We start from the raw sequence: 24,370 nt of genomic DNA, 5'->3' as shown, positions 1-24,370 counted from the left end.
TCGTGAACTGCCAAGATGTTTCATTGAGCTTAGTGGGAGCGTTGAGAATACTACTATTGTCGCCCCTGACTACGCATTAGCGATCGCATTAATCACGTCGCTCTTTGCCATTATGATCTAATTAGATTAGTGATCGCTTCGAGAACAGAGCTCTCACCATCCATGGCTTCGCATTGGCGCTCGCTTTAATCGCGTCGCTCTTTGCCATCCATGGCACCGTGCCGTATCGTCCATCCTGGACATCCCAGCTCCTTGCTGTCCATGGCACCGCTGGATACCGCTCATCCTGGACATCCCAGCTCCTTGCCGTCCATGGCACCGCTGGATACCGCTCATCCTGGACATCCCAGCTCCTTGCCGTCCATGGCACCGCTGGATACCGCTCATCCTGAGCATCCCAGCTCCTTGCCGTCCATGGCACCGCTGGATACCGCTCATCCTGAGCATAAAAAAACCCAGCCGAGGCTGGGTTTTTGTCGTTTTGCATTTGGAAAGGATTGTAAAACAATCCGAACCAAAATAACTGCATATAACGATTAACGTTTTGAGAATTGTGGCTTCTTACGTGCTTTACGTAGACCAACTTTCTTACGTTCAACTTTACGTGCATCACGGGTAACGAAACCAGCGCCACGAAGATCAGAACGTAGAGACTCATCAAATTGCATTAGTGCACGAGTGATACCGTGACGAATCGCACCAGCTTGACCTGTAGTACCACCACCTTTAACTGTAACGTTTACGTCGAACTTTTCGATCATTTCAACTAGCTCTAATGGTTGACGAACAACCATACAAGAAGTTGGACGACCAAAGAACTCGTCTAACGGACGGTTATTGATAGTAATGTTACCGCTACCTGCTTTAATAAAAACACGAGCTACTGAGCTTTTGCGACGGCCTGTGCCGTAGTATTGATTATCTGCCATTTGCTTAAATTCCGTATTAGATGTCTAAAACTTGAGGCTGTTGAGCAGCATGTTGATGCTCAGAACCCGCGTATACTTTCAACTTACGGAACATTGCGCGTCCTAAAGGACCTTTTGGCAACATACCCTTCACTGCTTTCTCGATGATTTGCTCAGGAGCTTTATCAAGTAACTTATCGAAAGTGATAGACTTAATGCCACCGATGTAACCAGTGTGGTGGTAGTAAGTTTTATCAGTGCGTTTTGCACCAGTAACAGCAATTTTTTCACAGTTTACAACGATGATGTAATCACCAGTGTCAACGTGTGGAGTGTACTCAGGCTTGTGCTTACCACGTAAACGTGAAGCAATTTCAGTAGCCAAACGACCTAACGTTTTACCGTCAGCATCTACAACATACCAGTCGCGTTTTACGCTTTCTGGTTTTGCGCTAAAAGTTTTCATTATATAAAACCCATATAAATTTTTTTATTTATGTTTTTACCTGCCAATTAAAGCAATCTAAAAACAATGTCCAGTGTGCTTGAATCTTACCCCTTCGAGCAATTTTCGAAAGCGTGCGCTGTATATTCTCGGGAAAAAGAACACACAACTGACTTGGGCAGGCGCAGGATTATACAAGAGAGGGAATGAAAAATCACCTGTTAATTGACAATTAATCTAGGTTTTTTTCAGTTATTCAGCAGGATTAGACAGTTTCGCTAAGTCCCTCACAAAAATAAGCAACTTAGCGACTAATTAAGGTTTGTGTGCTTCAGCCAAATAATCATGTGATTGCATTTCTTGTAAGCGGCTCAAACAGCGTCTAAATTCAAAATTTAGCTGGCCAGTGGTATAAAGCGATTCCATGGCAACCTCTGCAGAAATAATCAACTTAACACGGCGCTCATAAAATTCATCCACCATCGCAATAAACCGACGTGCAACATCGTCGGTCGCCTGCCCCATCTGCTCAACATTACTAAGTAATACTGAATGGTAGCAGCGCGCGATCTCCATATAATCCACTTGGCTACGCGGCCCATCACAAAGCGAGCGAAATTCAACAAGCAACACGCCGTCTGCGTCCAATCGAACATCAATCGCGCGTCCTTCGACGTCTATACTACCTACCTCATGACCAGGTTCAGGTGCCAGCTGGTCAAAATAGGTCAACAAATTACTGTCTGCTGTTTCATCTAATGGATAATGAAAAATCTCCGCTTGCTCAAGTGCACGCAATCGATAATCGACACCAGAATCGACATTAACAACATCAGTGTTTTCATTGATTAAGGTGATTGCTGGCAAAAAGCGCGCTCTTTGTAAACCGTTGCGGTATAAATCATCAGGCACAATATTAGAAGTCGCCACCAAAATAACGCCGTGACCAAATAACTCTTGAAACAAACCGCCAAGAATCATCGCATCTGTAATATCTGATACGAAAAACTCGTCAAAACAAATGATTTTAGCTTCTTTAGCGAACTGCTTAGCAATGATCTTCAATGGATCACTTTGTCCCTGCAAAGATGTTAGTTCATGATGAACACGGTGCATGAAACGGTGAAAGTGAACTCGCATTTTTTTTTCAAAAGGCAATGCTTCAAAGAACGTATCCACTAAGTACGTTTTTCCACGACCAACTCCCCCCCAAAAATAAATACCTTTAATTGATTTATCTTCGGTTTTACCACAAAGGAATGATTTCAATTTATGACCAAATCCCTTAGGCTTGTCCTGTGTCGCTGTTAACTCATCATATAAACGTTGTAGATGCTTTACAGCGTTTTCTTGAGCAGCATCATAGCTAAAATCATCTCGCGTTAAGTCTTGTTGATATTTTTGTAACGGGGTAAGCTGAGACATAGATCGCGAATTTCCTTCAAACAATATTTGCGGTTAATTTAGGGACATTATTTTCAAAGCCAGAGATATTAGCACATTCGTTAAAACTGGCACTATCATTCTTTAGGAGACAACATGGATTTGACGATTAACATTTTATTAATTGTTCTTGCTGCGGTTATCGGATTTATTATTGGTAGAGTTACGTCAGATAAGTCGACTGATAACAATGCTGAAAAAGCCAAAACTCAGCAACTTGAAGCTGAACTTAATCAATATAAACAAGATGTTGAACAGCACTTCGCATCAAGTGCTGAATTACTTGGTAATATGGCAAAAGAGTATCGAAACGTTTATCAACATATGACCCAAGCACAACAGAGCTTGTTACCAGATAGCGAAGTCAGCATAAAAATCCCATTTAAGGAAACCAAAGAGACTAACTTAGTTCAAGACGCTATAGCAGACGTCGAGTTAGAAGCTCAAGAAGCTCAAGAAGCTGCGAATGACGAGCACGAATCCAGCACGGCGCAACCGAATGATTATGTACAAGGAACTCACAATATCATTACGCCAAAAGCTAACGACGATGACAAAGCGTCGGCATAATTAACTCAATAAAAACGCCAGTATTGCTTGTTGATACTGGCGTTTTTTATACCTTAATAAAATTCCAGTACAAAAAAAGACCTACTGTTGATTTATTCCTGTGTATTCTGGAACTATTCTAATTTACAGAAGTCCTCTGGAATGTACGTATTCTTTTAGTTTTGGAGAAATCAAAATATGACAGCCAAAAAACTTACCGTTATCAGTGCCGCATTACTCGCGCTTTCACTTGGATTAACTTCAGCGCCTTCTCACGCAGCATGGCCTAGCTCAAATAGCTCGGAACAAGTTTATAGCTTGGCGCCGATGTTAGAAAAAATCACCCCTGGGGTAGTTTCAATTTCAGTCGAGGGGACTCAAAAATCGAAAAATCGCATTCCTGAAGCATTTCGTCCATTTTTAGGCCGTGGTGGCCAACAGCGTGAACGACCGTTTAGAGGGTTAGGCTCAGGCGTTATCATTGATGCGGAAGAAGGTTACATTCTAACGAACCACCATGTTGTCGATAATGCAGATAAGATTAAGGTATCTTTAAACGACGGTCGCAGTTTTGATGCAAAAATGATTGGTTCAGATCCACAGAGTGATGTCGCCCTGCTACAAATTGAGCCAGACAATTTAGTGGAAGTAAAAAAAGCTAATTCCGACGATCTTCGTGTTGGTGATTTTACCGTTGCTATTGGCTATCCATTTGGCTTAGGGCAAACGGTCACCTCAGGCATAGTTTCGGCACTGGGACGTTCCGGGTTAAACAATCAAAATTTAGAAGATTTCATTCAAACCGATGCCGCTATCAATAGCGGTAACTCAGGTGGCGCATTAGTGAACCTAAAGGGCGAGTTAATCGGTATCAATACAGCGATTATCGCTCCGACAGGTGGTAATGTCGGGATCGGTTTCGCAATTCCTATCAACATGGCAAGTAACTTAGTTAATCAGATAATCGAGTTTGGTGAAGTAAGACGTGGTGCCCTAGGTATTTCAGCACAACCGCTTACTCAAGAGCTTGCGGAAAGCTTTGGTCAAAAAACAAAACACGGTGCCTTTGTTAGTCAAGTGATGGAAGATTCTGCGGCGCAAGAAGCAGGCATTGAAGCGGGCGACATCATTATCAAAGTCAATGGTAAATCAATCAAAGGCTTTTCTGATCTTAGAGCCAAAGTAACGACCATGGGGGCGGGTAGTAAATTAAAGATAACTATTGTTCGTGACGGTAAAGAAAAAACATTGAATGTAACATTAAAGAAAGCTGGCGGTGCCGATGTAAACGCTGCTGCAGTTCACCCTAAACTTGAGGGTTCAACGTTATCAAATAACGATGATGGCTCAGTAAAAGGCATTCTAGTTACAGATATACAACGTAACTCACCGGCTTTCCAAGCGGGACTACGTAACGACGATATCATTATCGCTGCGGGTAGAACGCGTGTGAAAAGTGTCGGTGAATTACGTGAGTACATCAAGGATCACGAAGATGTTGCAGCGCTTCGCGTAAAACGTGGTAACAACGTGCTCTACATCATTATTAGATAGGTCAATCTCACTTTCATTTATCAAAGCCAGCCTCGTGCTGGCTTTTATTTTTCTCCCCAAAATTAACCGCTTATGTTAACCTTCTTGGTCAGCGATTTTTACGAGATTAAGATGTGTTAAAAGGGATCACTTCAACAATAAAAGCAGCGGCTTTCGGGTTAATTATTGGCGCACTTATCGTGATCGTCTTGCCGACAACACGCACCGCGATATTGAGTGCAGTGAAGCAGTGGTTAGTTATTCATACTGCGCCGGTGTCTTATTCTTATGCCATAAAACGTGCTGCGCCCGCAGTCGTTAATATTTACTCTATAACTCAGCACCGCACTCCGCTTAATGAAGTTGATATGCGCAGACGAGGTCTCGGCTCAGGCGTTATTATGTCGGCTAACGGCATTATCTTGACCAATTTACACGTTATTGCAGGTGCCGATATCATTTATGTCGCTCTACAAGATGGTCGTCGTGGCGTTGCAAGTATAATAGGCACAGATCCCCTCACCGACCTCGCTGTTTTAAAGATTAAATTAGACAATTTGCCATTTATCCCTGTTAGCCTTAAGCACAATCCTCAAGTGGGTGATTTAGTTTTTGCGATTGGTAATCCCTATAATTTGGGTCAAACCATCACTCAAGGGATTATCAGTGCAAACGGTCGAAAAACGCAGGTTTTTCCAAATTATTTCGTATACTTAATTCAAACTGATGCTGCTGTTAACGCAGGAAATTCTGGTGGTGCATTGATTAATTCACGGGGCGAACTTGTGGGTATCAATAATGCCAACTTTAATACCTTCATGAATGAAACCAACGGTAACACGAGTAACGGAATAAGTTTTGCCATCCCCGCCAAATTGACTTTCAGTATTCTCAAAGAACTGCTTACTGAGGGCTATGTTTCCCGTGGTTCATTAGGCTTTGATGGTGAAACGGTTGTTAGTAATTCAACATTTAATATCGATATTGGTGCGGTCAGAGTCACAAATGTCTATCAGGAAGGTCCAGCTTACGCAGCCGGGTTACGTACTGCTGATGTCATTACCAAGGTCAACGGCAAACAATTCAATAATTTAAGCGAATTACGCTATCAGATCGAAACAACTAAACCGGGTAACACAATAAACTTTACAGTAGTTAGAAATGGTCAAGATATCGAACTATCAATGGAAACTGTTGAGCTAGGTAGCTTTTAATACTCATAAAAAAGGCGCTAACTAATCAAGTTAACGCCTTTCATTTGCTATAAAGATAAAGGCTTAGTCATTTAAGCGAACGATCGTCGCCCCTAAACCATTAAGCTTTTGTTCGATTTTTTCATAGCCGCGATCAATATGATAAATACGATCAACAACAGTCTCGCCATCACTTACCAAGCCAGCAATCACTAAACTCGCAGATGCACGTAAATCTGTTGCCATCACCTGAGCACCACTTAAACGCTCTTTACCGTGACAAATTGCGGTGTTGCCTTCTAATTCGATAGTAGCACCCATACGTTGTAATTCAGGTACATGCATAAAGCGGTTTTCAAAAATGGTTTCAACAACATTCGCATTGCCATTAGCCAACGCGTTTAATACACAAAATTGAGCCTGCATATCTGTTGGAAATGCAGGATGTGGCGCCGTCTTAATACTTACAGCGTTTGGTTGTTTGCCATGCATATCAAGGCTGATCCAATCATCACCCGTACTAATATCAGCCCCTGCCTCTTCCAACTTGGCAAGAACAGGTTCAAGTGCACTAGCATCAGCGTTTAAACAGCGAATTTTTCCACGTGTAATAGCACCTGCGACTAAAAAGGTACCTGTTTCTATACGGTCAGGCAGAACTCTATATTCGACGGCATTTAAGCGCTCAACGCCTTCTATAGTAATAGTCGCTGTACCCGCACCAGAGATTTTAGCTCCCATTGCGATGAGATAGTTTGCCAAATCAACAATTTCAGGTTCACGAGCACTATTCTCAAGAATTGTCGTACCTTGAGCTAAAGCGGCTGCCATCATCAGATTTTCAGTTGCACCAACACTCACCATATCCATAAAGATAGTGGCGCCTTGTAAGCGTCCATCAACACGGGCTTTAATGTAACCGTTATCGACACTGATATCAGCGCCCATTTGCTTAAGACCCTGCAAATGCAAATTAACAGGTCGCGCGCCAATGGCACAGCCACCAGGCAAAGAAACGTCTGCTTCACCAAAGCGAGCGAGTAAAGGTCCTAAAACCAAAATGGATGCGCGCATCGTTTTGACGAGATCATAAGGTGCGCAATATTGATTGATACTGCAAGTATTCACCTGAAACAGGTTGTTATCAAAAGTGACGTTAGCGCCTAAGCTCTCTAGTACTTTACCGGTTGTTAAAATATCATTTAGCTCAGGGACATTAGTAATTCTTGTGTCGCCAGTCGCCAGAATAGTCGCCATTAGAATCGGCAATGCAGCATTTTTAGCACCAGAGATGGTGACATCGCCGTGTAAACTATCGACGGCAGTGATTTTCAATTTTTGCACATTAACGCCTTAACTTAATGGATTAAGTAGTTGCTCACGCTTCCATTTTTCGGGGGTAAACGCTTTAATTGATACTGCATGTACAGCACCAGATGCAATAACTTCATTAAGCGGTGCATAAATAGCTTGTTGTTGCTTTACACGGCTCATGCTTTCAAACATGTCAGAAACCGCAATCACTTGATAGTGGCCATTTTCGCCTTTTACATGCAATTCATCTAATGAAAGCTGCGCCGCAATAAGCGCTTTAATTTCTTCAATTTCCATAACAACCTCTAATTCTTAATTTTGTAATAACGGCTCAGCATTATATAGCGCTATTAACTTGCTCAGCGCAGTCGTTGCGCCTTTATATTGCAGCTTGATTTTTTTCGACTGACAATATTGCTGTAGTTCAATAAGATACGCTAAGCCAGCACTATCAACATGAGATAACTGTGCTAAGTCTACGGTTAGCTGGTCATTATACTGTTGCATCTTCTTTTTAATAGGAAATAATGAAGGAACTGTCGATTGCGACAGTTTTCCATTCAATACTACCGTATTTTCATTTTCTGATTGCCACGTAATAGTCATTTATTGAGCCTTCGCTTCCACCGACTCCGCAGCTTTCTTATTAAGCTGTGTTATCAAATAATCAAATCCTTTTTTATTGATGATGCCATCAAATTCTTTAGCTTTAGTTGCCACCATGCTTAGGCCATTACCAGCTACCATGTCATAAGCTTTCCAATTACCAGTCTTTTTACTTTTACGTAATTTAAATTCAATATCAATTGGAGGACGTTGCGCGTCAACAATAGTTACTTTAACAGTAACCACTTTTTTGCCTGTGATGTCACCTGCTGGTGCATAAACAATTTTTTGATTGTCATAAAGCGTAAAGATGTTGGCATAGGTAACAACTAAGTAATCTCGGAATGCTTCACTAAATTCGCTAAATTTCTTTTCTTTTACAGCTTTCTTATAGTGTTTATTACCTAATACTGTTGCTGCTGCGCGTTTATGATTGATATAAGGCATCAACTCTTCTGCAACAATCACTTTAAGGTGATTCAAATCTTTATCGATAAGGTCTTTTTCTGCGCGAAAACGCGAAAATGTTGCTTCACTCGCATTCTTAATCATCACGTGAGGATCTTTCATATCAAACAGTGGCTTGTCTGCCGCCGCTGTATCTAATGAAAATGTGCTAGCTACAAACGCTAACGTTAACCCGATATTTTTAATTAATGTTTTCATACTATTACTCCTAGTCTTCACTATTACCGTATAGGAACTGACCGATCAAATCTTCAAGTACCATTGCAGAACGCGTATCTTCAATGAGATCGCCATCGGCCAAAATCTCGGTTTCTTCATCAACAAAGCCCGGTGTTAAACCAACGAACTGCTCACCTAATAAACCAGAAGTCAAAATGGCTACCGAACTAGAATCAGGAAACTGATTGAAATTAGTGTCAATTTCCATCACGACTTTCGGAGCAAAATCTTCATCAAGACTAATCGACGCAACACGGCCAACAACAACACCGCCAACTTTTACAGATGAACGCACTTTTAAGCCACCAATATTGCTAAATTTAGCAACTAGTTTATAGCTCTCAGAACTACCACCGAGTTGGCTATCAGCAACCTTTAATCCCAACATTAAAATTGCGGCAATACCTGCAAATAAAAATGCGCCTACCAATAATTCAATTTTCTTACTCATTCTATTTTCCTTGCGCCATCAATGGCTAAAATTATTCTCTATAACAATAATGTTCAGACGATTAGATTAACCAAACATCACCGCTGTTAATACGAAATCTACACCCAAAATAGCCAAACTCGACTGCACTACCGTTGAAGTCGTTGCTTTACTGATACCTTCAGATGTTGGCACGGCGTCATAACCTTTATGAAGTGCTATCCACGTAACAACAATGGCAAAAGTAATGCTCTTTATACCACCATTAACGATATCTTCTTGCCACTCGACTGACGATTGCATTACCGACCAAAAAGCACCGCTATCAACGCCAAGCCAATCGACACCGACTAAATGACCGCCAATAATACCGACAGCAGAAAAAATAGAAGCAAGTAACGGCAGACTAATAATACCCGCCCAAAAACGTGGCGCGACAATTTGATGCAAAGGATCTATTGCCATCATTTCAAGTGAACTCAATTGTTCAGTGGCTTTCATTAATCCTATTTCTGCGGTTAACGCAGAACCAGCGCGTCCAGCGAACAATAACGCCGACACGACAGGCCCGAGCTCTCGTAACAATGATAGCGACACCATTTGTCCGAGACTCTGCTCCGCACCATAGCCGACCAGAATCGTATACCCTTGAAGTGACAACACCATGCCGATAAACAAGCCAGACACAACGATAATAATCAGTGACTGAACCCCTACCACATATAATTGTTTAATAAGAAGAGGTAGCAGTTTAAATCCACGACCCGATGGCTTTAACGCCCCAAATAACATCGCGCCTGCACGGCCTAGTCCAGCAATGGTTGATAAACCACTACGACCTAAATTTTGAATGGCATTAATTAGCATGGTTAAACAATTCCTCTTTGTAATCATCACTTGGAAAGTGGAAAGGAACGGGGCCATCTGGACGCCCTTGCATAAACTGGACAACTTGTGGCGATGTTTCTTGGCGTAATGAGTCAGGTGTGCCATGTGCAATCACTGTTTTATTCGCGATTATGTACACGTAATCTGCAATACTTAGTACTTCTTCAACATCATGAGATACAACGATTGATGTTACGCCCAATGCATCATTTAATTCTTTAATTAAGCGAACAATGACACCCATTGAAATAGGATCTTGGCCTGTGAATGGCTCATCATACATAATCAAATCGGGATCAAGCGCAATCGATCTTGCTAAAGCTGCTCGCCTTGCCATACCACCAGAGAGCTCTGAAGGGAAAAGTTGGGCAGCGCCGCGTAAACCAACCGCTTCAAGCTTCATTAATACGATTTTACGAATAATGGATTCAGGTAAATCAGTGTGTTCACGAATTGGAAAAGCAACATTGTCGAAAACACTTAATTCGGTAAACATCGCGCCAGACTGGAATAACATGCCCATCTTTCGGCGAACTTTGTATAGTGACTTTCGATTAATTCCAACCAGTTCTTCACCATTAAATTTAATCGATCCTGAACTTGGTTTAATCTGGCCACCAATTAGGCGTAGTAACGTGGTTTTTCCTATACCACTTGGCCCCATAATGGCTGTTACTTTGCCACGAGGTACCGAGAGATTGATATCGTTATAAATAACCCTATCATCGCGACTAAAATTCATCGCTGAAATCTCAATTATGTTATCTGCTGGATTCAAAAGTGTATTGTCCTTAATGACGCAATTAGTGTGTCTTGAATAATGCTTTAGTTACAAATATATAGTAGAGCTTTAATGAGCACGATCAGAGCCGCAAATTTTAATCGATTTTTAGCTATAGTTACAATGATTGTTCAATTATATCCTATGTCAAGCAACGCTTACGACAACTAAAACACGAATAAATTCGCGTTTAATGATAATTATTTCAATACCACAATCAACGATTCGGCTACTAATACTCAACTTTCTTCTATTATTATCTGAGTTATCGCAAAATAACCTGCTTTTATACTTTCTTTTTATCAGCTAAATAGGGACAATTACTGCTTTATACGCTGAGGATTGATTTCCCCCCATGATTTTAAGTATTGCCATCTTACTTGCTGGTCTTGTCGGATTAATTTGGAGTGCCGATAAATTCGTTTACGGTGCAGCCGCTATCGCCCGCAATTTTGGTCTACCACCTCTAATCATCGGCTTAACCATCGTTGCTATGGGCTCATCAGCTCCAGAAATTATGGTTGCATTTACTTCAGCAATGGACGGCAATAGTAATACCGCTATTGGTAATGCTCTTGGTTCTAACATCACAAATATTGCATTGGTATTAGGCGTTACCGTACTACTACAGCCACTGCTCGTTCATTCTCAACTATTAAAGCGTGAACTTCCCATCTTATTGGTGGTCACGTTAATAGCGGCATACATCCTGTGGGATCAATTCTTAACGTTTGCTGAAGGCGTTGTATTAATCACCTTATTTTTTAGCACCATTGGTGGCCTTTGTTGGTTGACGTTACGAGATAAAAAGTTAAAAGATCCCTTACTTGAAGAAGCCCAAGAGGATGTCCCCGAAGGTGTATCTAATCACATGGCAACTATTTGGATTGTCGTTGGCATGATCATGCTGCCAATTGCTTCTTATTATGTTGTCGAAGGGGCAAGTGACATTGCACGTTACTTTGGTCTTTCTGAATTAGTCATTGGCTTAACCATTATTGCAATTGGTACCAGCCTTCCTGAACTGGCCGCATCAATTGCCAGCATCAAAAACAATGAACACGATCTAGCACTCGGTAATATTGTGGGCTCAAATATTTTTAATATCCTTGCAGTTTTAGCAATGCCCGCACTGATTAACCCTGGTATCTTTGATCAAGAAGCAGCTGGTCGCGATTTATATGTCGTGGTCGGGTTAACTGTTTTATTATTCATTATGAGTTGGCATTTGTTTGGTAAGCGTAAAATTACTCGTGTTGAAGGCGGTATTTTATTTGGTTTCTTTATCGTTTATCAATTTTTACTCTTTAGTTAACAAGGTTTTCTATGACAACAATGCAAGCGCTTTGCCAATGGGGTAAGGCAGTTATTGACACTGAAATCGCTGCACTGCAAGAAATTACGCAGTTTGTAGACGAGTCTTTTGCTCAGGCTTGTCAGCTTATTCTAGATTGCAAAGGCAAAGTTATTGTCATGGGTATGGGAAAGTCTGGCCACATTGCAAATAAAATTGCCGCAACATTAGCCAGTACTGGTACGCCAGCTTTTTTTGTTCATCCAAGTGAAGCTAGCCATGGTGATTTAGGAATGATCAGTCAAGACGACGTTGTCCTAGCCATCTCAAACTCAGGATCATCGGCAGAAATTCTCACCTTGTTTCCGGTCATTGAACGTGTCGGCACACCCGTTATTAGCATGACTGGTAACGCGAGCTCTTCAATGGCTAAATTAGCGCAAATACATTTATCCATTGCGGTATCGAAAGAGGCCTGTCCTTTAGGATTAGCGCCAACCTCTAGTACCACAGCAACGCTAGCAATGGGTGATGCGCTAGCCGTAGCATTATTACAAGCAAAAGGTTTTACAGCCGATGATTTCGCGCTTTCTCATCCGGGCGGCGCTTTAGGTAAAAAGCTTTTATTACGGGTTATGGACGTTGCCCACACTCAAAAGCAATTACCATTAGTTGATAGTGAGGTAACGATCAGTCATGCGCTTGTTGAAGTGTCTGAAAAAGGGTTAGGAATGACTGGTGTAATAGACAAACAAGGTCAACTCATTGGTATTTTCACCGATGGTGACTTACGCCGCACCTTAGACCAACGTTTAGATTTTCATACCACCACCATTGCACAAGTAATGACGAAGCAACCCACCGTTATCGACGGTAATATCTTGGCAGCTTCGGCATTGAAAACAATGGAAGAACGTAATATTAACGGCTTGTTTATTGTCGAAGATGGCGCTCCAATCGGTGCTTTAAACATGTTAGACATGCTACGCGCAGGAGTCGTTTAATGAATCAAGTTAATACAATCTATGGTGAAATTAATGAGTCAGCGTGGATTAAGGCACAAGACATTAAGTTACTGATTTGCGATGTTGATGGCGTGTTTTCTGATGGTAGAGTTTATATGGGAAATAGTGGCGAAGAGCTTAAAGCTTTCCATACAAAAGATGGTTTTGGTGTCAAATCGCTGCTTAACGCGGGTATTGAGATTGCTATCATTACCGGTCGACAATCTAAGATTGTCGAAACTCGAATGACAAACTTAGGTGTTAAATACATTTACCAAGCACAAGCTGATAAGTTTGCAGCTTATCAGGAGTTATTGAACACATTGAATTTAACGCCAACTCAAGTAGCTTATATTGGTGATGATGTCGTTGATAAAGTCGTCATGGACGATTGTGGCTTGGGCGTAGCTGTCAATGACGCGCACCCTCTCCTGTTAAATGACTGTGACTATGTCACCTTTACTTGCGGTGGTTTTGGTGCAGTTAGAGAGCTAAGTGACCTTATATTAGCGAGTAAAGGGTTGTTAGAAAGTGCCGAAGGCATGAGTGTATGACACGAATAATTGTACTTATAGGGCTATTCTTTGCCTCTTGTGCGCTGTTTTTCTATAACCCCTTTTGGTCGGTTGCCCAAGAAAAGTCGACACCACAACAAGACAGCCATTTGCCCGATTTCACAGCGAAGGATATGACGCTAAGACGCTTTGATGAGCAAGGCGCTTTGTCATCATTAGTGAAAGCAGAGAAAATGGAATACTATAACGACAGCGTGACAACGTTTTCTAAACCAAGTTATATTATTTATCCTAAGGATGGTTCACCACGTTGGAAAATCGATGCAGATAACGGCGTTTTCGATCAACAGGATCGTGTTATTTTAAATGAAAATGTCGTTATTAGCTCAATCGATCCAACGCAGTCACTGAAACAAATATATACCTCTTACCTCGAAGTGAATTTAGTGACAATGCAGGTGACCAGCGATAAGAAAATTACTATCGAAGGAACACAATATAACGCCACCGGAATTGGCCTTAAAGCAGATTTGAACCTGCGACAATTTGAATTAATTAAAGATATACAGGCAACCTATGAAACTATTACGCCTTAGTGCCCTTCTTTTAGTCGGTGTATTAACTCAAACAACGGGCTACGCACTAACGGAAGATCTAAAAAAACAAGCGCAAATTAGTGCTGACAGCCAAAATATTGACCTAGGGAAAAACGTTGCCATCTACAAAGGTAATGTGAAAATAACACAAGGCTCTATTGAAATAAGTGCAGACTATTTAGAAATCTTTAACCATGGTAAACGCGGCGAAGAGGTGATGGTCTTTAGTGGCAAGCCAGCACGGTTTTCTCAAACCATGGATGACGGTGCTCGCATTGCAGCAAAAGCACAGGACATTCGTTTTGAACGCGCTAATAATCTGATAAAAATGTCTAGTAATGTTGCGGTGCAATGGGGTGAAAACACCGTTAGTGGCGACGCGATCAGTTATGATATTGTTAAGCGAATACTAGATGCTGACGGCAACCCAAAAAATGATGAGCAAGTGACAACCATTTTGCAGCCCAAAGAAGACAAGCAGCCTAAAGAAGATAAGAACGTAGATGAGTAAACTTAGTGCCACCCATTTAGCAAAAAATTATTCTGGCCGCCAAGTGGTTAAAGACGTGAGTCTGGAAGTATCAAAAGGCCAAATTGTTGGACTTTTAGGGCCCAATGGTGCTGGGAAAACGACTACTTTCTATATGGTTGTCGGGTTAGTACCTAGTGATAATGGTCAAGTGATTGTCGGCGAAACAGACATTACATTGATGCCAATGCATCTACGTGCGCGCCAAGGCATTGGCTATTTACCACAAGAATCATCCATTTTTCGCAAACTGACGGTCTTTGATAATATCATGGCGATTTTGCAAACTCGAAAAGACCTCAACAAAAAACAGCGCTTAGAAAAGCTTGAAAGCTTGCTTGATGAGTTTCATATTCAACATATTCGAGATAGTTTAGGAATGGCATTGTCCGGTGGTGAGCGACGTCGTGTTGAAATTGCTCGCGCATTAGCAGCCGATCCTGAGTTTATTTTGCTTGATGAACCCTTCGCAGGGGTCGATCCAATCTCGGTTATTGACATAAAACAAATTATTGAACAATTAAAAAATCGTGGCCTTGGCGTGTTGATTACTGATCACAACGTACGTGAAACCCTTGATGTATGTGAGTTTGCTTATATTGTTTCTCATGGAGAAATGATTGCGCAAGGTAAGCCAGAGGAAATTTTAGCCAATCAAACTGTAAGAGATGTTTATTTAGGTGAGCAATTCAGATTATAGTAGTAGGCAGCAGTCTTATTAAGAAAAATAATAACGGATTTAGATGAAAGCGTCATTACAGTTAAAATTAGGTCAATCACTGACCATGACCCCTCAATTGCAGCAAGCTATCCGCTTGCTGCAACTTTCAACGCTCGATTTACAACAAGAGATTCAAGAAGCACTCGATTCAAATCCTTTATTAGAAGTTGAAGAACACTTTGACTCCCATGAAAAAGTTGAAGCGACACAAAATGAACAAAAGTCAGAAGAGATCTCTGCACCTGACGACTATGCTGCCAATGAAAGCGGCGATTATGAAAATAACAACGACGCGAGTTCAATTGATACATCACAAGCGTTAGAGCAAAACAGTGTGAGTGATGATATGCCGACTGACACCACGTGGGATGATTACATCTCATCAGGCCCAGCGGCGCCAGTCTCCTCATCAACGGCAGGTCCAGAAAGCGATTTTACGTATCAAGGTGAAACCACTGACAACCTACAAGACCACTTATTATGGCAAGCTAATCTAACGCCATTTTCAGATACTGATCGTGCCATTGCCTTTGCAATTATTGATGCCATTGAAGAAACAGGCTATCTAACCCAAGATTGTGAAGACATATTACAAGCGATGTCTGATCCAGAAGTTGAACTTGATGAAGTAGAAGCCGTTTTAAAACGTGTACAACATTTTGATCCTATTGGCGTAGCAGCGCGCACCCCGAGTGAATGTTTAGCGATTCAGCTTAAACACTTGTCACCGGATACGCCATGGCGAGACGAAGCCATTATGCTCGTCGAAAATTATATGGAAATGTTGGCGTTACGCGATTATCGCACCCTTGCTCGCAAAACAAAGCTTAAAGAAACACAGCTTGGTAATGCTATCAAGTTAATCCAAACGCTTAATCCGCATCCAGGCACATCAGTCGTCAAAGAGAAAGACGAATACGTTATTCCAGATGTGTCCGTTAAGAAAGTCAAAGGTCGTTGGGTTGTTGAATTAAATCCAGATTGCATGCCAAAGATTCGCGTCAATGAGCAATATGCCGCACTTTCTAAGACCAGTAAAACCAGTGGTGATAGTCAGTTTATTCGCGGTCATTTGCAAGAAGCTAAATGGTTTATTAAGAGTATTGAAAGCAGAAATGATACCTTACTAAAAGTATCAAACTGTATTGTTATGCAACAACGTGGTTTCTTTGAATATGGCGAAGAAGCGATGAAGCCACTAGTATTAAATGATGTTGCCGAAGCGGTTGAAATGCATGAATCAACTATTTCTCGAGTAACAACACAAAAATATATGCACACGCCTCGCGGAATTTTTGAACTTAAGTACTTCTTTTCGAGTCATGTTAGTACGGAGAATGGCGGCGAATGCTCATCAACTGCCATCCGCGCAATCATTAAAAAATTGGTTGCCGCTGAAAATCCGAAAAAGCCATTGAGCGATAGTAAAATTGTAGATTTGTTAGCGGAACAAGGGATCAAGGTAGCCAGACGTACAATAGCAAAATATCGTGACGCCCTATCTATCCCGCCGTCCAATCAAAGAAAGAGCTTGTTGTAAGCTCTATTACGGAGGATACACTTTATGCAAATTAATTTAACTGGTCATCATGTTGACGTAACAGAATCTCTTCACGAATACGTACACAGTAAATTTGGCAAGCTAGAGCGACACTGTGAGCACATAAATAATGTTCATGTCGTCTTGAATGTAGAAAAGCTCCAGCAAATTGCAGAAGCAACAGTTCATTTAAGCGGTGGTGAAGTCTTTGCTCAATCATCTCATGAAGACATGTATGCAGCCATCGATTCTATGGTGAGTAAGTTAGACCGACAAGTTATCAAACACAAAGAAAAGCTCAATCGCCACTAACACCGAATAATTTTCGAAAGGTCCATTAGAATGGGCCTTTTTTATACCGACAAAAAACACGATAATTTCCATGTATTCATCAAAATCGATTTCGACAAGGCATCGTTTTCTCATTGTTTTCACTATTGTGTTTGCGGGAGAAATCATCTTTAGTCTCCCTTTCATGTCGCCAGATTCTTTAGGCCAATCTTACTAGAAGTCTTTTCGCTCACAAATACCGAACTTGGAGATGTATTTGGCATCTATGGTCTGATGGCAATGCTAGCCTATTTTCCTGGTGGTGCTATCGCAGACCGTTTTCAGCCAAAAACCTAATGATTATTTCATTAGCGACGACAGCGTTTGGTGGCGTTGTTTTCATGAAGATCCCTACGATTACCACCCTGTACCTGCTTTTTGGTTACTGAGGCATAACTACTATTTTGCTGTTTTGGGCAGCCATGATAAAAATAACACACATATGGAGTGGCGAGTCTACACAAGGAATTGCGTTCGGCATTCTCGATGGTGGACGAGGGCTAGTTGCAGCAACTATCGCCAGTATCAGCGTCCTTATACTCAACAGCTCAATACCACTAGAGTCTGCCTTTAATGCAAGTATGGATAAAACACATGCATTACAATATGTCATCGCATTCTATGCATGTTTAACCTTTATCGCCGCCGTATTGATTTACTTCATTATTCCCTCAAGTGACCAACAACGTTCATCAAGTACTGAAGGATCAACCACTATAAATGTGCTAAAAAACTTACTTGAAACAATTCGACAACCAAAAATCATAGCGCAAGCCTTAATAGTACTCAGTGCTTACTGTGCTTATAAAGGTCTCGATTATTTTGGACTGTACGCGTCGCAAGTATTAAAGTTCGATGATATTGCATCAGCAAAGCTCGTAGCAGATGCTTCATTTATGCGACCTATTGTAGCCATAGCCGCAGGTATTATTGCAGACAAGTTGCAACCAAGTAGGCTTATTAGCATTATATTTGGCGTATTAGCAGCGTCATACCTTTGTTTTATTCCAACCGATCTGCAATGGCTATTACAGGCCAATATATTTATTACTTTTATCCTTGTTTTTGCTGTCCGCGCTGTTTATTTCGCATTGCTCGCTGAAAGTAAAATAAGCGGTGCTATTACAGGCACTGCAGTAGGTACTATATCAATGATCGACTATACACCTGACATCTTCTTTGCACCGATTGCAGGTCGAATTTTAGATGCAAATGCTGGCATCGCAGGCTTTACCAATCTCTTTGTTTTAATGGCTGCTATTAGTATTATACCAATTGCATTAAATATTTGCCCACTTGTACTTGTTAAAATTAACTAAAATGGCGTTGCTCTCAATCCTAATAGCCAGCTATTAGTCAATCGAGCGCCTTGTTTTAGCTGATTTTCTCTACGTACAACAAGATCACTTACTTAATGCAATTGGTATTATTGGGCTTATCTGCGCACTTTATCTTTCTAAAATCACTGACGAAAAAAAAGCGTTCTCCTAACTCAGTGATCTTTGTACCCACTTCGTTCGTATAAAGTTTAACAACCACGAACGAGGGTAAACAGCATGATTCACGAACCAACTATCATTGGCATCGCAGACGGTACTCACTACCTTGTAGGCGTCACCGACAACAACGGTAACTTTAGCTCACTGCCTTCTCTAAAAAGCGTTGCAATATGCCAGTCATTGGCCGATGCCAAACAAGTACTGCGAGATCAACATATAGAAACAGCGACGCTAAATTTACAGTCTGCTTATGATGAAATGTGTGGCTTAGCGACCCCTTCAATTACTTCCGAGACTATATTTTTATAGAGGTATGTATGGCTCTTCATAAATATCTAAGTATTTTCAACCGTGTAATCGAGCATGGCGAACGAAGAAATGAAAAGTATCATAGTCACGGGCTAACCGCATGGCATGATTTTGAGGGATACACCTGTTTTATTGGTTATCGAGAGTTAACCATGACCATTTATTTCCACAATAAATACACCTATGACACGCCAGATCGCCAGACATTAGCGGAGTTTGAAACGCTAATTGACCAGCTCGCTAACGATAAGGCTTTTCATGGTTAACATCGGTATTATTTTTACTTCATTAGTTATCAATCAAGTGGCAACTGGTCTTGTTAGCACGCCACACTTTACCAATAACTTCTCATCCAACATGACTAAAATTAACATCAGCAACGACAAGTGGCGCATTACAAACGACGACGTAATGGGAGGTTTATCTAAAGGAAACATCCAAAGAAGGGCTTCAGCTATCGTTTTTTCAGGTAACTTATCGACGAAGAACAATGGCGGCTTTAGTAGTGTTTTCATGCCTTTAAACGACGTTCCACAAAATTTATCGACTATTGCCATGACAGTGATAGGCGATGGAAACTTATACCAATTAAGATTTCGTCGTTATTATCAAGGTTACTTAATTAGCTATAAATTGCCATTTCAATCAATAGCGAATCAAACAACCAATCATCAATTTGAATTAACTCAAGCCCAAGCGACTTTTCGCGGTAGAACACTTACTAATGCTCCGCCGTTAACCAGTGAAAGTATTGTTAGCATAGGCTTACTAATTCGCTCAGAAAAAGCGACTGAGTATTCTATTACCCTTCATAAAATTAGTTTGGGAGAATGAAAAATGAATAAAATTAGCCCTAAATCGCTGTTACATAGCAAGTGGACCAAGGTAAGTATCATCAATAAAGAAAAGCACTTTGCGGTTACCAAAGTTAGCTATGATGAAGAGCAACGCATTGAAGAATGTATTATTCAAGCAGTGATTAACAACAACGAATACAACATTAACTGGCGCGACTTAAAAGACCCACAACAATGGAAGTTAGGTTGGCAGTAGTTTGATAAGTGGTCACCACGGGATGTGTTTTCCCTGCCAATCAACATAACTCAATTCACCATTCACCGATGAGTTTTTGACAATCTCAAGTAATTTTTCAGCCACGAAATGCGGCGTAAATAGTTTAGCTGACGGCACATTTTTAGCAAAAGGCTTAGAAAGTGGCGAATCAGTTGTACCGGGATGAAAAGAAATCAATTTTACATTCTTCGCTCGACGAGCTAACTCAATTGCCGCTGATTTCAATAGCATATTTAATGCTGCTTTCGACGCTCGATAACTATACCAGCCACCTAAATAATTATCTCCAATACTGCCAACGCGGGCGGAGAAAAATGTAAATATACAGCTGTGTTTACTGCGAACCAACGGCACTAGATACTTGAGCCACAACAACGGCGTTATTGCGTTCGAGGCCATGATTTGTGTAAAAGAATCAGCCGACAAGTCTTCTAATTTTCTTTCTGGGAAGCATGCATCATTATGTAGAACACCGTGACACACAAAAACGCGCCTGATGACAGAATCCTTCATTTCTCCAAGTACTTGCGAAGCTGCCTCAGCGATTGCCGCTTCGCTGTAGTCAGGCACAGAAAGACACATTACCGATTTAAAAGTTTCGTGCTGATAAAAACTTACATCGCGACTAATAACAATCAACTGTCCTTCGTCGCATATTACGCTGGCTAATGCTTTGGCAATCTCGCTATTTGCACCTATTATCAACGTCAAATCGTTTGTCATAGCACACTCCATTCTCACAATGCGCTTTGCCTAAACCAAAACGACGATGTAAGAAACTAGAAATCGGGTGACGATATTTAGCCACCAATAAATAAACCTGATGAGCAATGCTTTTGAAAATTGGCCACTGCAAAGGTGCCACCCAAAAGCCTAACCCCACTAACTGCCAAGCACGGTGTGTAACATCCAGTGCTAACAACACATTCCCTTGATAGCGACCATGTAGCACTTTCATCGCCTTTTGCTTATTAATATCAGGATAATTAAGAAACTCACTACTATGAATATTCACCAGCTTTATTGTGCCGGCTTTATCACGTTTGGTTAGCTTATCCATTTCTAAGCAACACATTGGGCATTCTCCGTCATAGAAAATGGTTAGTTTGTCCTTCATTTCACCTGTTCCTTATTCAATGCCAAACGCAGTTCATTTAGCGCGTTAACCGAAAAACCGCGATCATAAAAATAAACAATTTTCCCTGTCTTATCTAATAGCAATACTCGGGTATTATTGGGATTTGTGTTTCCAGTAAACGCCTGCACTCGTTCACCATCTTGATAGACTGTAATGACACCTTGCCACAGCTCTTTAGGAATCCCCGCTCGCATTCCATTGTCAATCACGGTTTTAAACATTCGAGGAAACATACCAGCAATAGTGGGTATTTCATAGACAGCGACGGTGGTTTGCGTCATATCTAACCCAATTAACCATCGGTCGATATCAAATTGAGCGTCTTGTTTATAGCCAACCAACAGCAACGCTGGCTGTCCCGAAAATGCTTGAGGAATAGTGACGAGTGTCTTTTCTAGATTTTCACCCGATACCGTTGGAAAATTCAGTCCTGTGACGTCATTATTTTGATAAGAAGTACTGCATCCTATTAAATTTGCGGCAAAAAACATAATTAATAAATAACGCATAACCGACTCTTTTAAGTTTAACTTGATATATATACGGCGCTAGCGTTTTTTAGATCACCTAAAATTAAAAAACCTCGCTAAAGCGAGGTTTCAATAAATAACAAGTTCGTGAATCAACCAATATTAAAATCACGCGCTAAATTGACTAATGCATCGCTATTTAATTCTGCAATACTTTTAGCGCCTGTTAACGTCATTGCAACGCGCATTTCTTTTTCCATTAAATCCAATAGGTTGTAAACACCCGTCTCACCATCGGCTGCTAACGCATAAACAAAAGCTCTACCTAGCATGGTACAGTCAGCTCCGAGTGCAATCATTCGAACGACATCTAAGCCAGTTCGAATACCAGAATCTACCAAGATTTTTAAGTCACCTTTTACGGCATCAGCCATAGGTGGTAACGCCTTGGCAGTAGAGAGCACGGCATCTAACTGACGTCCGCCATGGTTTGATACCATGATGCCATCAGCGCCAAAGCGCACGGCATCTTGAGCATCTTGTTTATCTAAGATGCCTTTGATGATCATTGGCCCATCCCAAAAATCGCGGATCCACTCAAGATCAGACCACGAAATTGAAGGGTCGAAATTATTGCCAAGCCAACCAATATAATCTTCAAGTTTTGTCTGCTCACCACGATAGGTTGAAATATTACCTAAATCATGTGGTTTACCCATCATGCCAATATCCCACGCCCAACGTGGATGCATGGTTGATTGAAGCACACGTCGTAATGCCGCATTAGGACCACTCATACCAGAATGCGCATCTCGATGGCGAGCACCTGGCACAGGCATATCTACGGTAAAGACCAAGGTTTTTACCCCAGCCGCTTTAGCGCGCTCAAGCACGTTACGCATAAAACCGCGGTCTTTTAATACATATAACTGAAACCACATTGGACGCGAAATAGCTGGCACAACTTCTTCAATAGGACACACCGACACCGTCGACATGGTAAATGGAACACCTTTGCGCTCAGCAGCTTTCGCCGCTTGTACTTCACCACGTCGTGCATACATGCCAGTTAATCCAACAGGCGCTAACGCGATAGGTAAACCGAGTTTTCACCAAAGAGTTCAGTCTCCAAGCTTAAATCAGACATATTTCGCAATACACGCTGGCGTAAGGCAATATCTGCTAAATCATCACTATTTCGGCGCATTGTTTGCTCATCATAAGAACCACCATCAATATAATGAAATAAAGCGCAAACACAACACAGTTGAAGATGCCACCATCAATCAACTATTGCATTTATCATTGAAACCGTCTGCTGTAAGCAGTTGAAGATAATAAAACTGGCGCCGAAAGGATTAGAAGTAACAAACCCTAACATGGTGCAACATTACACTCTCACCACATTATTTGGTGCAAATATCTAACTCTAGCGACGGTTACCGAGACGGAAAAATCTAGATAAAAAACTAAAACCCTTTAATTAATAAGTAGATTATCAACATTGAGTAAAAATAATTTAGAGTTGGTGCAGAAATTGATGTCCATGTCACTGATATTAGACTTTAACAAATAGAATGTGTTTTATGATGGCCGTTTCAAAAATTTCTCCCCAGCGCTTGACCGTATTAATAATTGACGACGATATGAACCGTGCAAAATCCTTTCAAGATGCGCTCAGTAATACACCATATGACGTTAGATATTTAGCACACATCAGCGCGTCATTTTTAATGGAAGTGGAAAAAACACAACCTGATATTATATTGATTGACATTAATGCACCTAAACCGAGCATCATCGATGATCTCTTAACTATTTCAGCACATAACCCTAAGCCAATCGTCATGTTTTCCAAACAGGATAGCCCTAATTTGATGAGAAAGTCGATTAAAGCCGGAGTGAGCGCCTATGTTTCAGGCGATACTTCCCCCTATAGAGCCAAACTCATTTTAGATGTCGCCGTCGCTCGTTTTAACGACTACCAGCAGCTCAGATCTGAAATCGACCATTTAAAAGGTCAATTAGAGTCGCGAAAGTGGATCGACCAAGCAAAAGCATTGTTGATAGAAAAGCAAAATATGACTGAACAACAGGCATATAACGCCGTCCGTAAAATGGCGATGGATAAGGGCAGAAAAATGGAAGACATAGCGAAGGAACTGATCTCCATGATACAACTTTTAAACGGAGTTAAGTCATAGGCTTACGTCCTTGAGATAATCACGTTTAACAGCGCCACACCGACAATCGGGTAAGACATGATTTCAATACTCACCCAAGTCGAGGATATTTAAGACTAAATCTAGCAATTACGCACCAACATAGTGCTTTAAGGCCTACAGTGACAACGTCCCCCAATCTAGAAGTTAATTAATTTCAATATATAACAAAGAGTTACACTTTCTTAATTAACTGGCACAAAGTTTGTTTATGAAAAGATGTAATACACATTGCGTAAACTGCTCGTAACAACGATTGGCTTATCTATTAAACACCGTTAAACCAGATTTAACTAGACACGCCGTCAACGAGAAAAATTAGCAAAAGCGCTCTTGAGCAATCCGTCGTACC

Annotated in this window: 30 protein-coding genes and 1 pseudogene; 17 read left to right on the top strand and 14 right to left on the bottom strand. The window is 41.2% G+C overall.

The features are described 5' to 3' along the window. Nucleotides 1-536: 536 nt before the first annotated feature. The 3 genes from rpsI to zapE all read right to left on the bottom strand — a co-directional run bounded on the left by rpsI (nt 537) and on the right by zapE (nt 2,778). A complete protein-coding gene (gene rpsI / locus ACMAZF_RS02350) occupies nt 537-929 on the bottom strand; it encodes a 30S ribosomal protein S9 (protein WP_435275892.1) in 393 nt (130 codons plus the stop codon). A gap of 16 nt (nt 930-945) precedes the next feature. Beyond that, complete coding sequence (rplM, locus tag ACMAZF_RS02345; protein ID WP_435275891.1) at nt 946-1,374, bottom strand: 50S ribosomal protein L13; 429 nt, start codon at nt 1,372-1,374, stop codon at nt 946-948. A gap of 294 nt (nt 1,375-1,668) precedes the next feature. Beyond that, nucleotides 1,669-2,778, bottom strand: coding sequence for a cell division protein ZapE (gene zapE, locus ACMAZF_RS02340; RefSeq protein ID WP_435275890.1), 1,110 nt, complete (start codon nt 2,776-2,778; stop codon nt 1,669-1,671). 114 nt (nt 2,779-2,892) lie between these two features. On the opposite strand from zapE, the gene ACMAZF_RS02335 reads away from it, so the two are divergent. From ACMAZF_RS02335 to ACMAZF_RS02325, 3 genes are all read left to right on the top strand, one after another. Continuing rightward, nucleotides 2,893-3,366, top strand: a complete 474-nt coding sequence (locus ACMAZF_RS02335; protein WP_435275889.1) for a YhcB family protein — start codon at nt 2,893-2,895, stop codon at nt 3,364-3,366. Nucleotides 3,367-3,543: 177 nt separating this feature from the next. Then, complete coding sequence (locus tag ACMAZF_RS02330; RefSeq protein ID WP_435275888.1) at nt 3,544-4,899, top strand: DegQ family serine endoprotease; 1,356 nt, start codon at nt 3,544-3,546, stop codon at nt 4,897-4,899. A gap of 113 nt (nt 4,900-5,012) precedes the next feature. Next, the gene (locus ACMAZF_RS02325) at nt 5,013-6,092 is read left to right on the top strand and encodes a trypsin-like peptidase domain-containing protein (protein WP_435275887.1); all 1,080 of its coding nucleotides are present in this window, start codon (nt 5,013-5,015) and stop codon (nt 6,090-6,092) included. 63 nt (nt 6,093-6,155) lie between these two features. Here ACMAZF_RS02325 and murA read toward each other — a convergent pair whose 3' ends face one another. The 7 genes from murA to ACMAZF_RS02290 form a co-directional block, all read right to left on the bottom strand. Beyond that, the gene (murA, locus tag ACMAZF_RS02320; protein ID WP_435275886.1) at nt 6,156-7,415 is read right to left on the bottom strand and encodes a UDP-N-acetylglucosamine 1-carboxyvinyltransferase; all 1,260 of its coding nucleotides are present in this window, start codon (nt 7,413-7,415) and stop codon (nt 6,156-6,158) included. A gap of 9 nt (nt 7,416-7,424) precedes the next feature. Further along, nucleotides 7,425-7,682 (bottom strand): BolA family protein, encoded by a 258-nt coding sequence (locus tag ACMAZF_RS02315; RefSeq protein WP_435275885.1) that lies wholly within the window; start codon nt 7,680-7,682, stop codon nt 7,425-7,427. Nucleotides 7,683-7,697: 15 nt separating this feature from the next. After that, entirely contained in the window at nt 7,698-7,991 is a 294-nt protein-coding gene (locus ACMAZF_RS02310) for an STAS domain-containing protein (protein WP_435275884.1), read from the bottom strand. Beyond that, nucleotides 7,992-8,657 (bottom strand): MlaC/ttg2D family ABC transporter substrate-binding protein, encoded by a 666-nt coding sequence (locus ACMAZF_RS02305; protein WP_435275883.1) that lies wholly within the window; start codon nt 8,655-8,657, stop codon nt 7,992-7,994. It lies immediately after the preceding gene. A 10-nt stretch (nt 8,658-8,667) separates the two neighbouring features. Further along, nucleotides 8,668-9,129: an outer membrane lipid asymmetry maintenance protein MlaD gene (gene mlaD, locus ACMAZF_RS02300; protein WP_435275882.1), complete on the bottom strand. Its 462-nt coding sequence runs from the start codon at nt 9,127-9,129 to the stop codon at nt 8,668-8,670. 66 nt (nt 9,130-9,195) lie between these two features. Further along, nucleotides 9,196-9,975, bottom strand: coding sequence for a lipid asymmetry maintenance ABC transporter permease subunit MlaE (gene mlaE, locus ACMAZF_RS02295; protein ID WP_435275881.1), 780 nt, complete (start codon nt 9,973-9,975; stop codon nt 9,196-9,198). Then, nucleotides 9,965-10,738, bottom strand: coding sequence for an ATP-binding cassette domain-containing protein (locus ACMAZF_RS02290; RefSeq protein WP_435277158.1), 774 nt, complete (start codon nt 10,736-10,738; stop codon nt 9,965-9,967). Before ACMAZF_RS02290 ends, mlaE begins: the two co-directional genes overlap by 11 nt. Before the next feature lie 394 nt (nt 10,739-11,132). On the opposite strand from ACMAZF_RS02290, the gene ACMAZF_RS02285 reads away from it, so the two are divergent. The 13 genes from ACMAZF_RS02285 to ACMAZF_RS02225 all read left to right on the top strand — a co-directional run bounded on the left by ACMAZF_RS02285 (nt 11,133) and on the right by ACMAZF_RS02225 (nt 20,167). Continuing rightward, nucleotides 11,133-12,092, top strand: coding sequence for a calcium/sodium antiporter (locus ACMAZF_RS02285; protein WP_435275880.1), 960 nt, complete (start codon nt 11,133-11,135; stop codon nt 12,090-12,092). Nucleotides 12,093-12,103: 11 nt separating this feature from the next. Continuing rightward, nucleotides 12,104-13,075 (top strand): KpsF/GutQ family sugar-phosphate isomerase, encoded by a 972-nt coding sequence (locus tag ACMAZF_RS02280; protein ID WP_435275879.1) that lies wholly within the window; start codon nt 12,104-12,106, stop codon nt 13,073-13,075. After that, the gene (gene kdsC, locus ACMAZF_RS02275) at nt 13,075-13,629 is read left to right on the top strand and encodes a 3-deoxy-manno-octulosonate-8-phosphatase KdsC (RefSeq protein WP_435275878.1); all 555 of its coding nucleotides are present in this window, start codon (nt 13,075-13,077) and stop codon (nt 13,627-13,629) included. Before ACMAZF_RS02280 ends, kdsC begins: the two co-directional genes overlap by 1 nt. Beyond that, nucleotides 13,626-14,186, top strand: a complete 561-nt coding sequence (lptC, locus tag ACMAZF_RS02270) for an LPS export ABC transporter periplasmic protein LptC (protein ID WP_435275877.1) — start codon at nt 13,626-13,628, stop codon at nt 14,184-14,186. The genes kdsC and lptC overlap by 4 nt, the downstream gene beginning before the upstream one ends. Continuing rightward, complete coding sequence (gene lptA / locus ACMAZF_RS02265; RefSeq protein ID WP_435275876.1) at nt 14,167-14,697, top strand: lipopolysaccharide transport periplasmic protein LptA; 531 nt, start codon at nt 14,167-14,169, stop codon at nt 14,695-14,697. The genes lptC and lptA overlap by 20 nt, the downstream gene beginning before the upstream one ends. After that, the gene (gene lptB / locus ACMAZF_RS02260; protein ID WP_435275875.1) at nt 14,690-15,415 is read left to right on the top strand and encodes an LPS export ABC transporter ATP-binding protein; all 726 of its coding nucleotides are present in this window, start codon (nt 14,690-14,692) and stop codon (nt 15,413-15,415) included. Before lptA ends, lptB begins: the two co-directional genes overlap by 8 nt. A gap of 43 nt (nt 15,416-15,458) precedes the next feature. After that, nucleotides 15,459-16,976, top strand: coding sequence for an RNA polymerase factor sigma-54 (locus tag ACMAZF_RS02255; protein WP_435275874.1), 1,518 nt, complete (start codon nt 15,459-15,461; stop codon nt 16,974-16,976). Between the two features lie 24 nt (nt 16,977-17,000). Next, entirely contained in the window at nt 17,001-17,288 is a 288-nt protein-coding gene (hpf, locus tag ACMAZF_RS02250; protein ID WP_435275873.1) for a ribosome hibernation promoting factor, read from the top strand. Nucleotides 17,289-17,710: 422 nt separating this feature from the next. Beyond that, nucleotides 17,711-18,625, top strand: coding sequence for an MFS transporter (locus ACMAZF_RS02245; protein WP_435275872.1), 915 nt, complete (start codon nt 17,711-17,713; stop codon nt 18,623-18,625). 237 nt (nt 18,626-18,862) lie between these two features. Continuing rightward, nucleotides 18,863-19,114, top strand: a complete 252-nt coding sequence (locus ACMAZF_RS02240) for a DUF6482 family protein (protein ID WP_435275871.1) — start codon at nt 18,863-18,865, stop codon at nt 19,112-19,114. Between the two features lie 8 nt (nt 19,115-19,122). Further along, nucleotides 19,123-19,380: a DUF3081 family protein gene (locus ACMAZF_RS02235; RefSeq protein WP_435275870.1), complete on the top strand. Its 258-nt coding sequence runs from the start codon at nt 19,123-19,125 to the stop codon at nt 19,378-19,380. Then, nucleotides 19,373-19,948 (top strand): CIA30 family protein, encoded by a 576-nt coding sequence (locus ACMAZF_RS02230; protein WP_435275869.1) that lies wholly within the window; start codon nt 19,373-19,375, stop codon nt 19,946-19,948. The genes ACMAZF_RS02235 and ACMAZF_RS02230 overlap by 8 nt, the downstream gene beginning before the upstream one ends. A gap of 3 nt (nt 19,949-19,951) precedes the next feature. Then, on the top strand, nt 19,952-20,167 hold the full coding sequence (locus ACMAZF_RS02225; RefSeq protein ID WP_435275868.1) for a TIGR02450 family Trp-rich protein: 216 nt from the start codon (nt 19,952-19,954) through the stop codon (nt 20,165-20,167). A 12-nt stretch (nt 20,168-20,179) separates the two neighbouring features. Here the strand turns inward: ACMAZF_RS02225 and ACMAZF_RS02220 are convergent, their stop codons facing one another. The 4 genes and pseudogenes from ACMAZF_RS02220 to lldD form a co-directional block, all read right to left on the bottom strand. Next, a complete protein-coding gene (locus ACMAZF_RS02220) occupies nt 20,180-20,911 on the bottom strand; it encodes an SDR family oxidoreductase (protein ID WP_435275867.1) in 732 nt (243 codons plus the stop codon). Further along, entirely contained in the window at nt 20,874-21,305 is a 432-nt protein-coding gene (locus ACMAZF_RS02215; protein WP_435275866.1) for a thiol-disulfide oxidoreductase DCC family protein, read from the bottom strand. The genes ACMAZF_RS02220 and ACMAZF_RS02215 overlap by 38 nt, the downstream gene beginning before the upstream one ends. Then, the gene (locus tag ACMAZF_RS02210) at nt 21,302-21,835 is read right to left on the bottom strand and encodes a hypothetical protein (RefSeq protein WP_435275865.1); all 534 of its coding nucleotides are present in this window, start codon (nt 21,833-21,835) and stop codon (nt 21,302-21,304) included. Before ACMAZF_RS02210 ends, ACMAZF_RS02215 begins: the two co-directional genes overlap by 4 nt. Before the next feature lie 113 nt (nt 21,836-21,948). After that, nucleotides 21,949-23,063 (bottom strand): annotated as a pseudogene (gene lldD / locus ACMAZF_RS02205) (FMN-dependent L-lactate dehydrogenase LldD). 319 nt (nt 23,064-23,382) lie between these two features. Here lldD and ACMAZF_RS02200 point away from each other — a divergent pair. Continuing rightward, nucleotides 23,383-24,000, top strand: a complete 618-nt coding sequence (locus tag ACMAZF_RS02200) for an ANTAR domain-containing response regulator (protein ID WP_435275864.1) — start codon at nt 23,383-23,385, stop codon at nt 23,998-24,000. The last annotated feature ends 370 nt before the right edge of the window (nt 24,001-24,370 follow it).

It is taken from the genome of Psychrobium sp. nBUS_13 (assembly GCF_051201665.1).
Lineage (GTDB): Bacteria > Pseudomonadota > Gammaproteobacteria > Enterobacterales > Psychrobiaceae > Psychrobium.
This window is presented reverse-complemented; position numbering and strand designations above follow the sequence as displayed.

What these genes read in the sequence shown, in the direction of transcription:
- ACMAZF_RS02335 (WP_435275889.1), top strand. Translation starts at nt 2,893, where the DNA reads ATGGATTTGACGATTAACATTTTATTAATTGTTCTTGCTGCGGTTATC.
- ACMAZF_RS02255 (WP_435275874.1), top strand. Translation starts at nt 15,459, where the DNA reads ATGAAAGCGTCATTACAGTTAAAATTAGGTCAATCACTGACCATGACC.
- ACMAZF_RS02305 (WP_435275883.1), bottom strand. Translation starts at nt 8,657, where the DNA reads ATGAAAACATTAATTAAAAATATCGGGTTAACGTTAGCGTTTGTAGCT.
- lptC (WP_435275877.1), top strand. Translation starts at nt 13,626, where the DNA reads ATGACACGAATAATTGTACTTATAGGGCTATTCTTTGCCTCTTGTGCG.
- ACMAZF_RS02235 (WP_435275870.1), top strand. Translation starts at nt 19,123, where the DNA reads ATGGCTCTTCATAAATATCTAAGTATTTTCAACCGTGTAATCGAGCAT.
- ACMAZF_RS02310 (WP_435275884.1), bottom strand. Translation starts at nt 7,991, where the DNA reads ATGACTATTACGTGGCAATCAGAAAATGAAAATACGGTAGTATTGAAT.
- ACMAZF_RS02280 (WP_435275879.1), top strand. Translation starts at nt 12,104, where the DNA reads ATGACAACAATGCAAGCGCTTTGCCAATGGGGTAAGGCAGTTATTGAC.
- rplM (WP_435275891.1), bottom strand. Translation starts at nt 1,374, where the DNA reads ATGAAAACTTTTAGCGCAAAACCAGAAAGCGTAAAACGCGACTGGTAT.
- hpf (WP_435275873.1), top strand. Translation starts at nt 17,001, where the DNA reads ATGCAAATTAATTTAACTGGTCATCATGTTGACGTAACAGAATCTCTT.
- mlaE (WP_435275881.1), bottom strand. Translation starts at nt 9,975, where the DNA reads ATGCTAATTAATGCCATTCAAAATTTAGGTCGTAGTGGTTTATCAACC.
- ACMAZF_RS02330 (WP_435275888.1), top strand. Translation starts at nt 3,544, where the DNA reads ATGACAGCCAAAAAACTTACCGTTATCAGTGCCGCATTACTCGCGCTT.
- ACMAZF_RS02240 (WP_435275871.1), top strand. Translation starts at nt 18,863, where the DNA reads ATGATTCACGAACCAACTATCATTGGCATCGCAGACGGTACTCACTAC.
- ACMAZF_RS02225 (WP_435275868.1), top strand. Translation starts at nt 19,952, where the DNA reads ATGAATAAAATTAGCCCTAAATCGCTGTTACATAGCAAGTGGACCAAG.
- kdsC (WP_435275878.1), top strand. Translation starts at nt 13,075, where the DNA reads ATGAATCAAGTTAATACAATCTATGGTGAAATTAATGAGTCAGCGTGG.
- ACMAZF_RS02285 (WP_435275880.1), top strand. Translation starts at nt 11,133, where the DNA reads ATGATTTTAAGTATTGCCATCTTACTTGCTGGTCTTGTCGGATTAATT.
- rpsI (WP_435275892.1), bottom strand. Translation starts at nt 929, where the DNA reads ATGGCAGATAATCAATACTACGGCACAGGCCGTCGCAAAAGCTCAGTA.
- ACMAZF_RS02315 (WP_435275885.1), bottom strand. Translation starts at nt 7,682, where the DNA reads ATGGAAATTGAAGAAATTAAAGCGCTTATTGCGGCGCAGCTTTCATTA.
- ACMAZF_RS02290 (WP_435277158.1), bottom strand. Translation starts at nt 10,738, where the DNA reads ATGAATTTTAGTCGCGATGATAGGGTTATTTATAACGATATCAATCTC.
- zapE (WP_435275890.1), bottom strand. Translation starts at nt 2,778, where the DNA reads ATGTCTCAGCTTACCCCGTTACAAAAATATCAACAAGACTTAACGCGA.
- ACMAZF_RS02200 (WP_435275864.1), top strand. Translation starts at nt 23,383, where the DNA reads ATGATGGCCGTTTCAAAAATTTCTCCCCAGCGCTTGACCGTATTAATA.
- mlaD (WP_435275882.1), bottom strand. Translation starts at nt 9,129, where the DNA reads ATGAGTAAGAAAATTGAATTATTGGTAGGCGCATTTTTATTTGCAGGT.
- ACMAZF_RS02210 (WP_435275865.1), bottom strand. Translation starts at nt 21,835, where the DNA reads ATGCGTTATTTATTAATTATGTTTTTTGCCGCAAATTTAATAGGATGC.
- lptB (WP_435275875.1), top strand. Translation starts at nt 14,690, where the DNA reads ATGAGTAAACTTAGTGCCACCCATTTAGCAAAAAATTATTCTGGCCGC.
- ACMAZF_RS02220 (WP_435275867.1), bottom strand. Translation starts at nt 20,911, where the DNA reads ATGACAAACGATTTGACGTTGATAATAGGTGCAAATAGCGAGATTGCC.
- lptA (WP_435275876.1), top strand. Translation starts at nt 14,167, where the DNA reads ATGAAACTATTACGCCTTAGTGCCCTTCTTTTAGTCGGTGTATTAACT.
- ACMAZF_RS02215 (WP_435275866.1), bottom strand. Translation starts at nt 21,305, where the DNA reads ATGAAGGACAAACTAACCATTTTCTATGACGGAGAATGCCCAATGTGT.
- ACMAZF_RS02230 (WP_435275869.1), top strand. Translation starts at nt 19,373, where the DNA reads ATGGTTAACATCGGTATTATTTTTACTTCATTAGTTATCAATCAAGTG.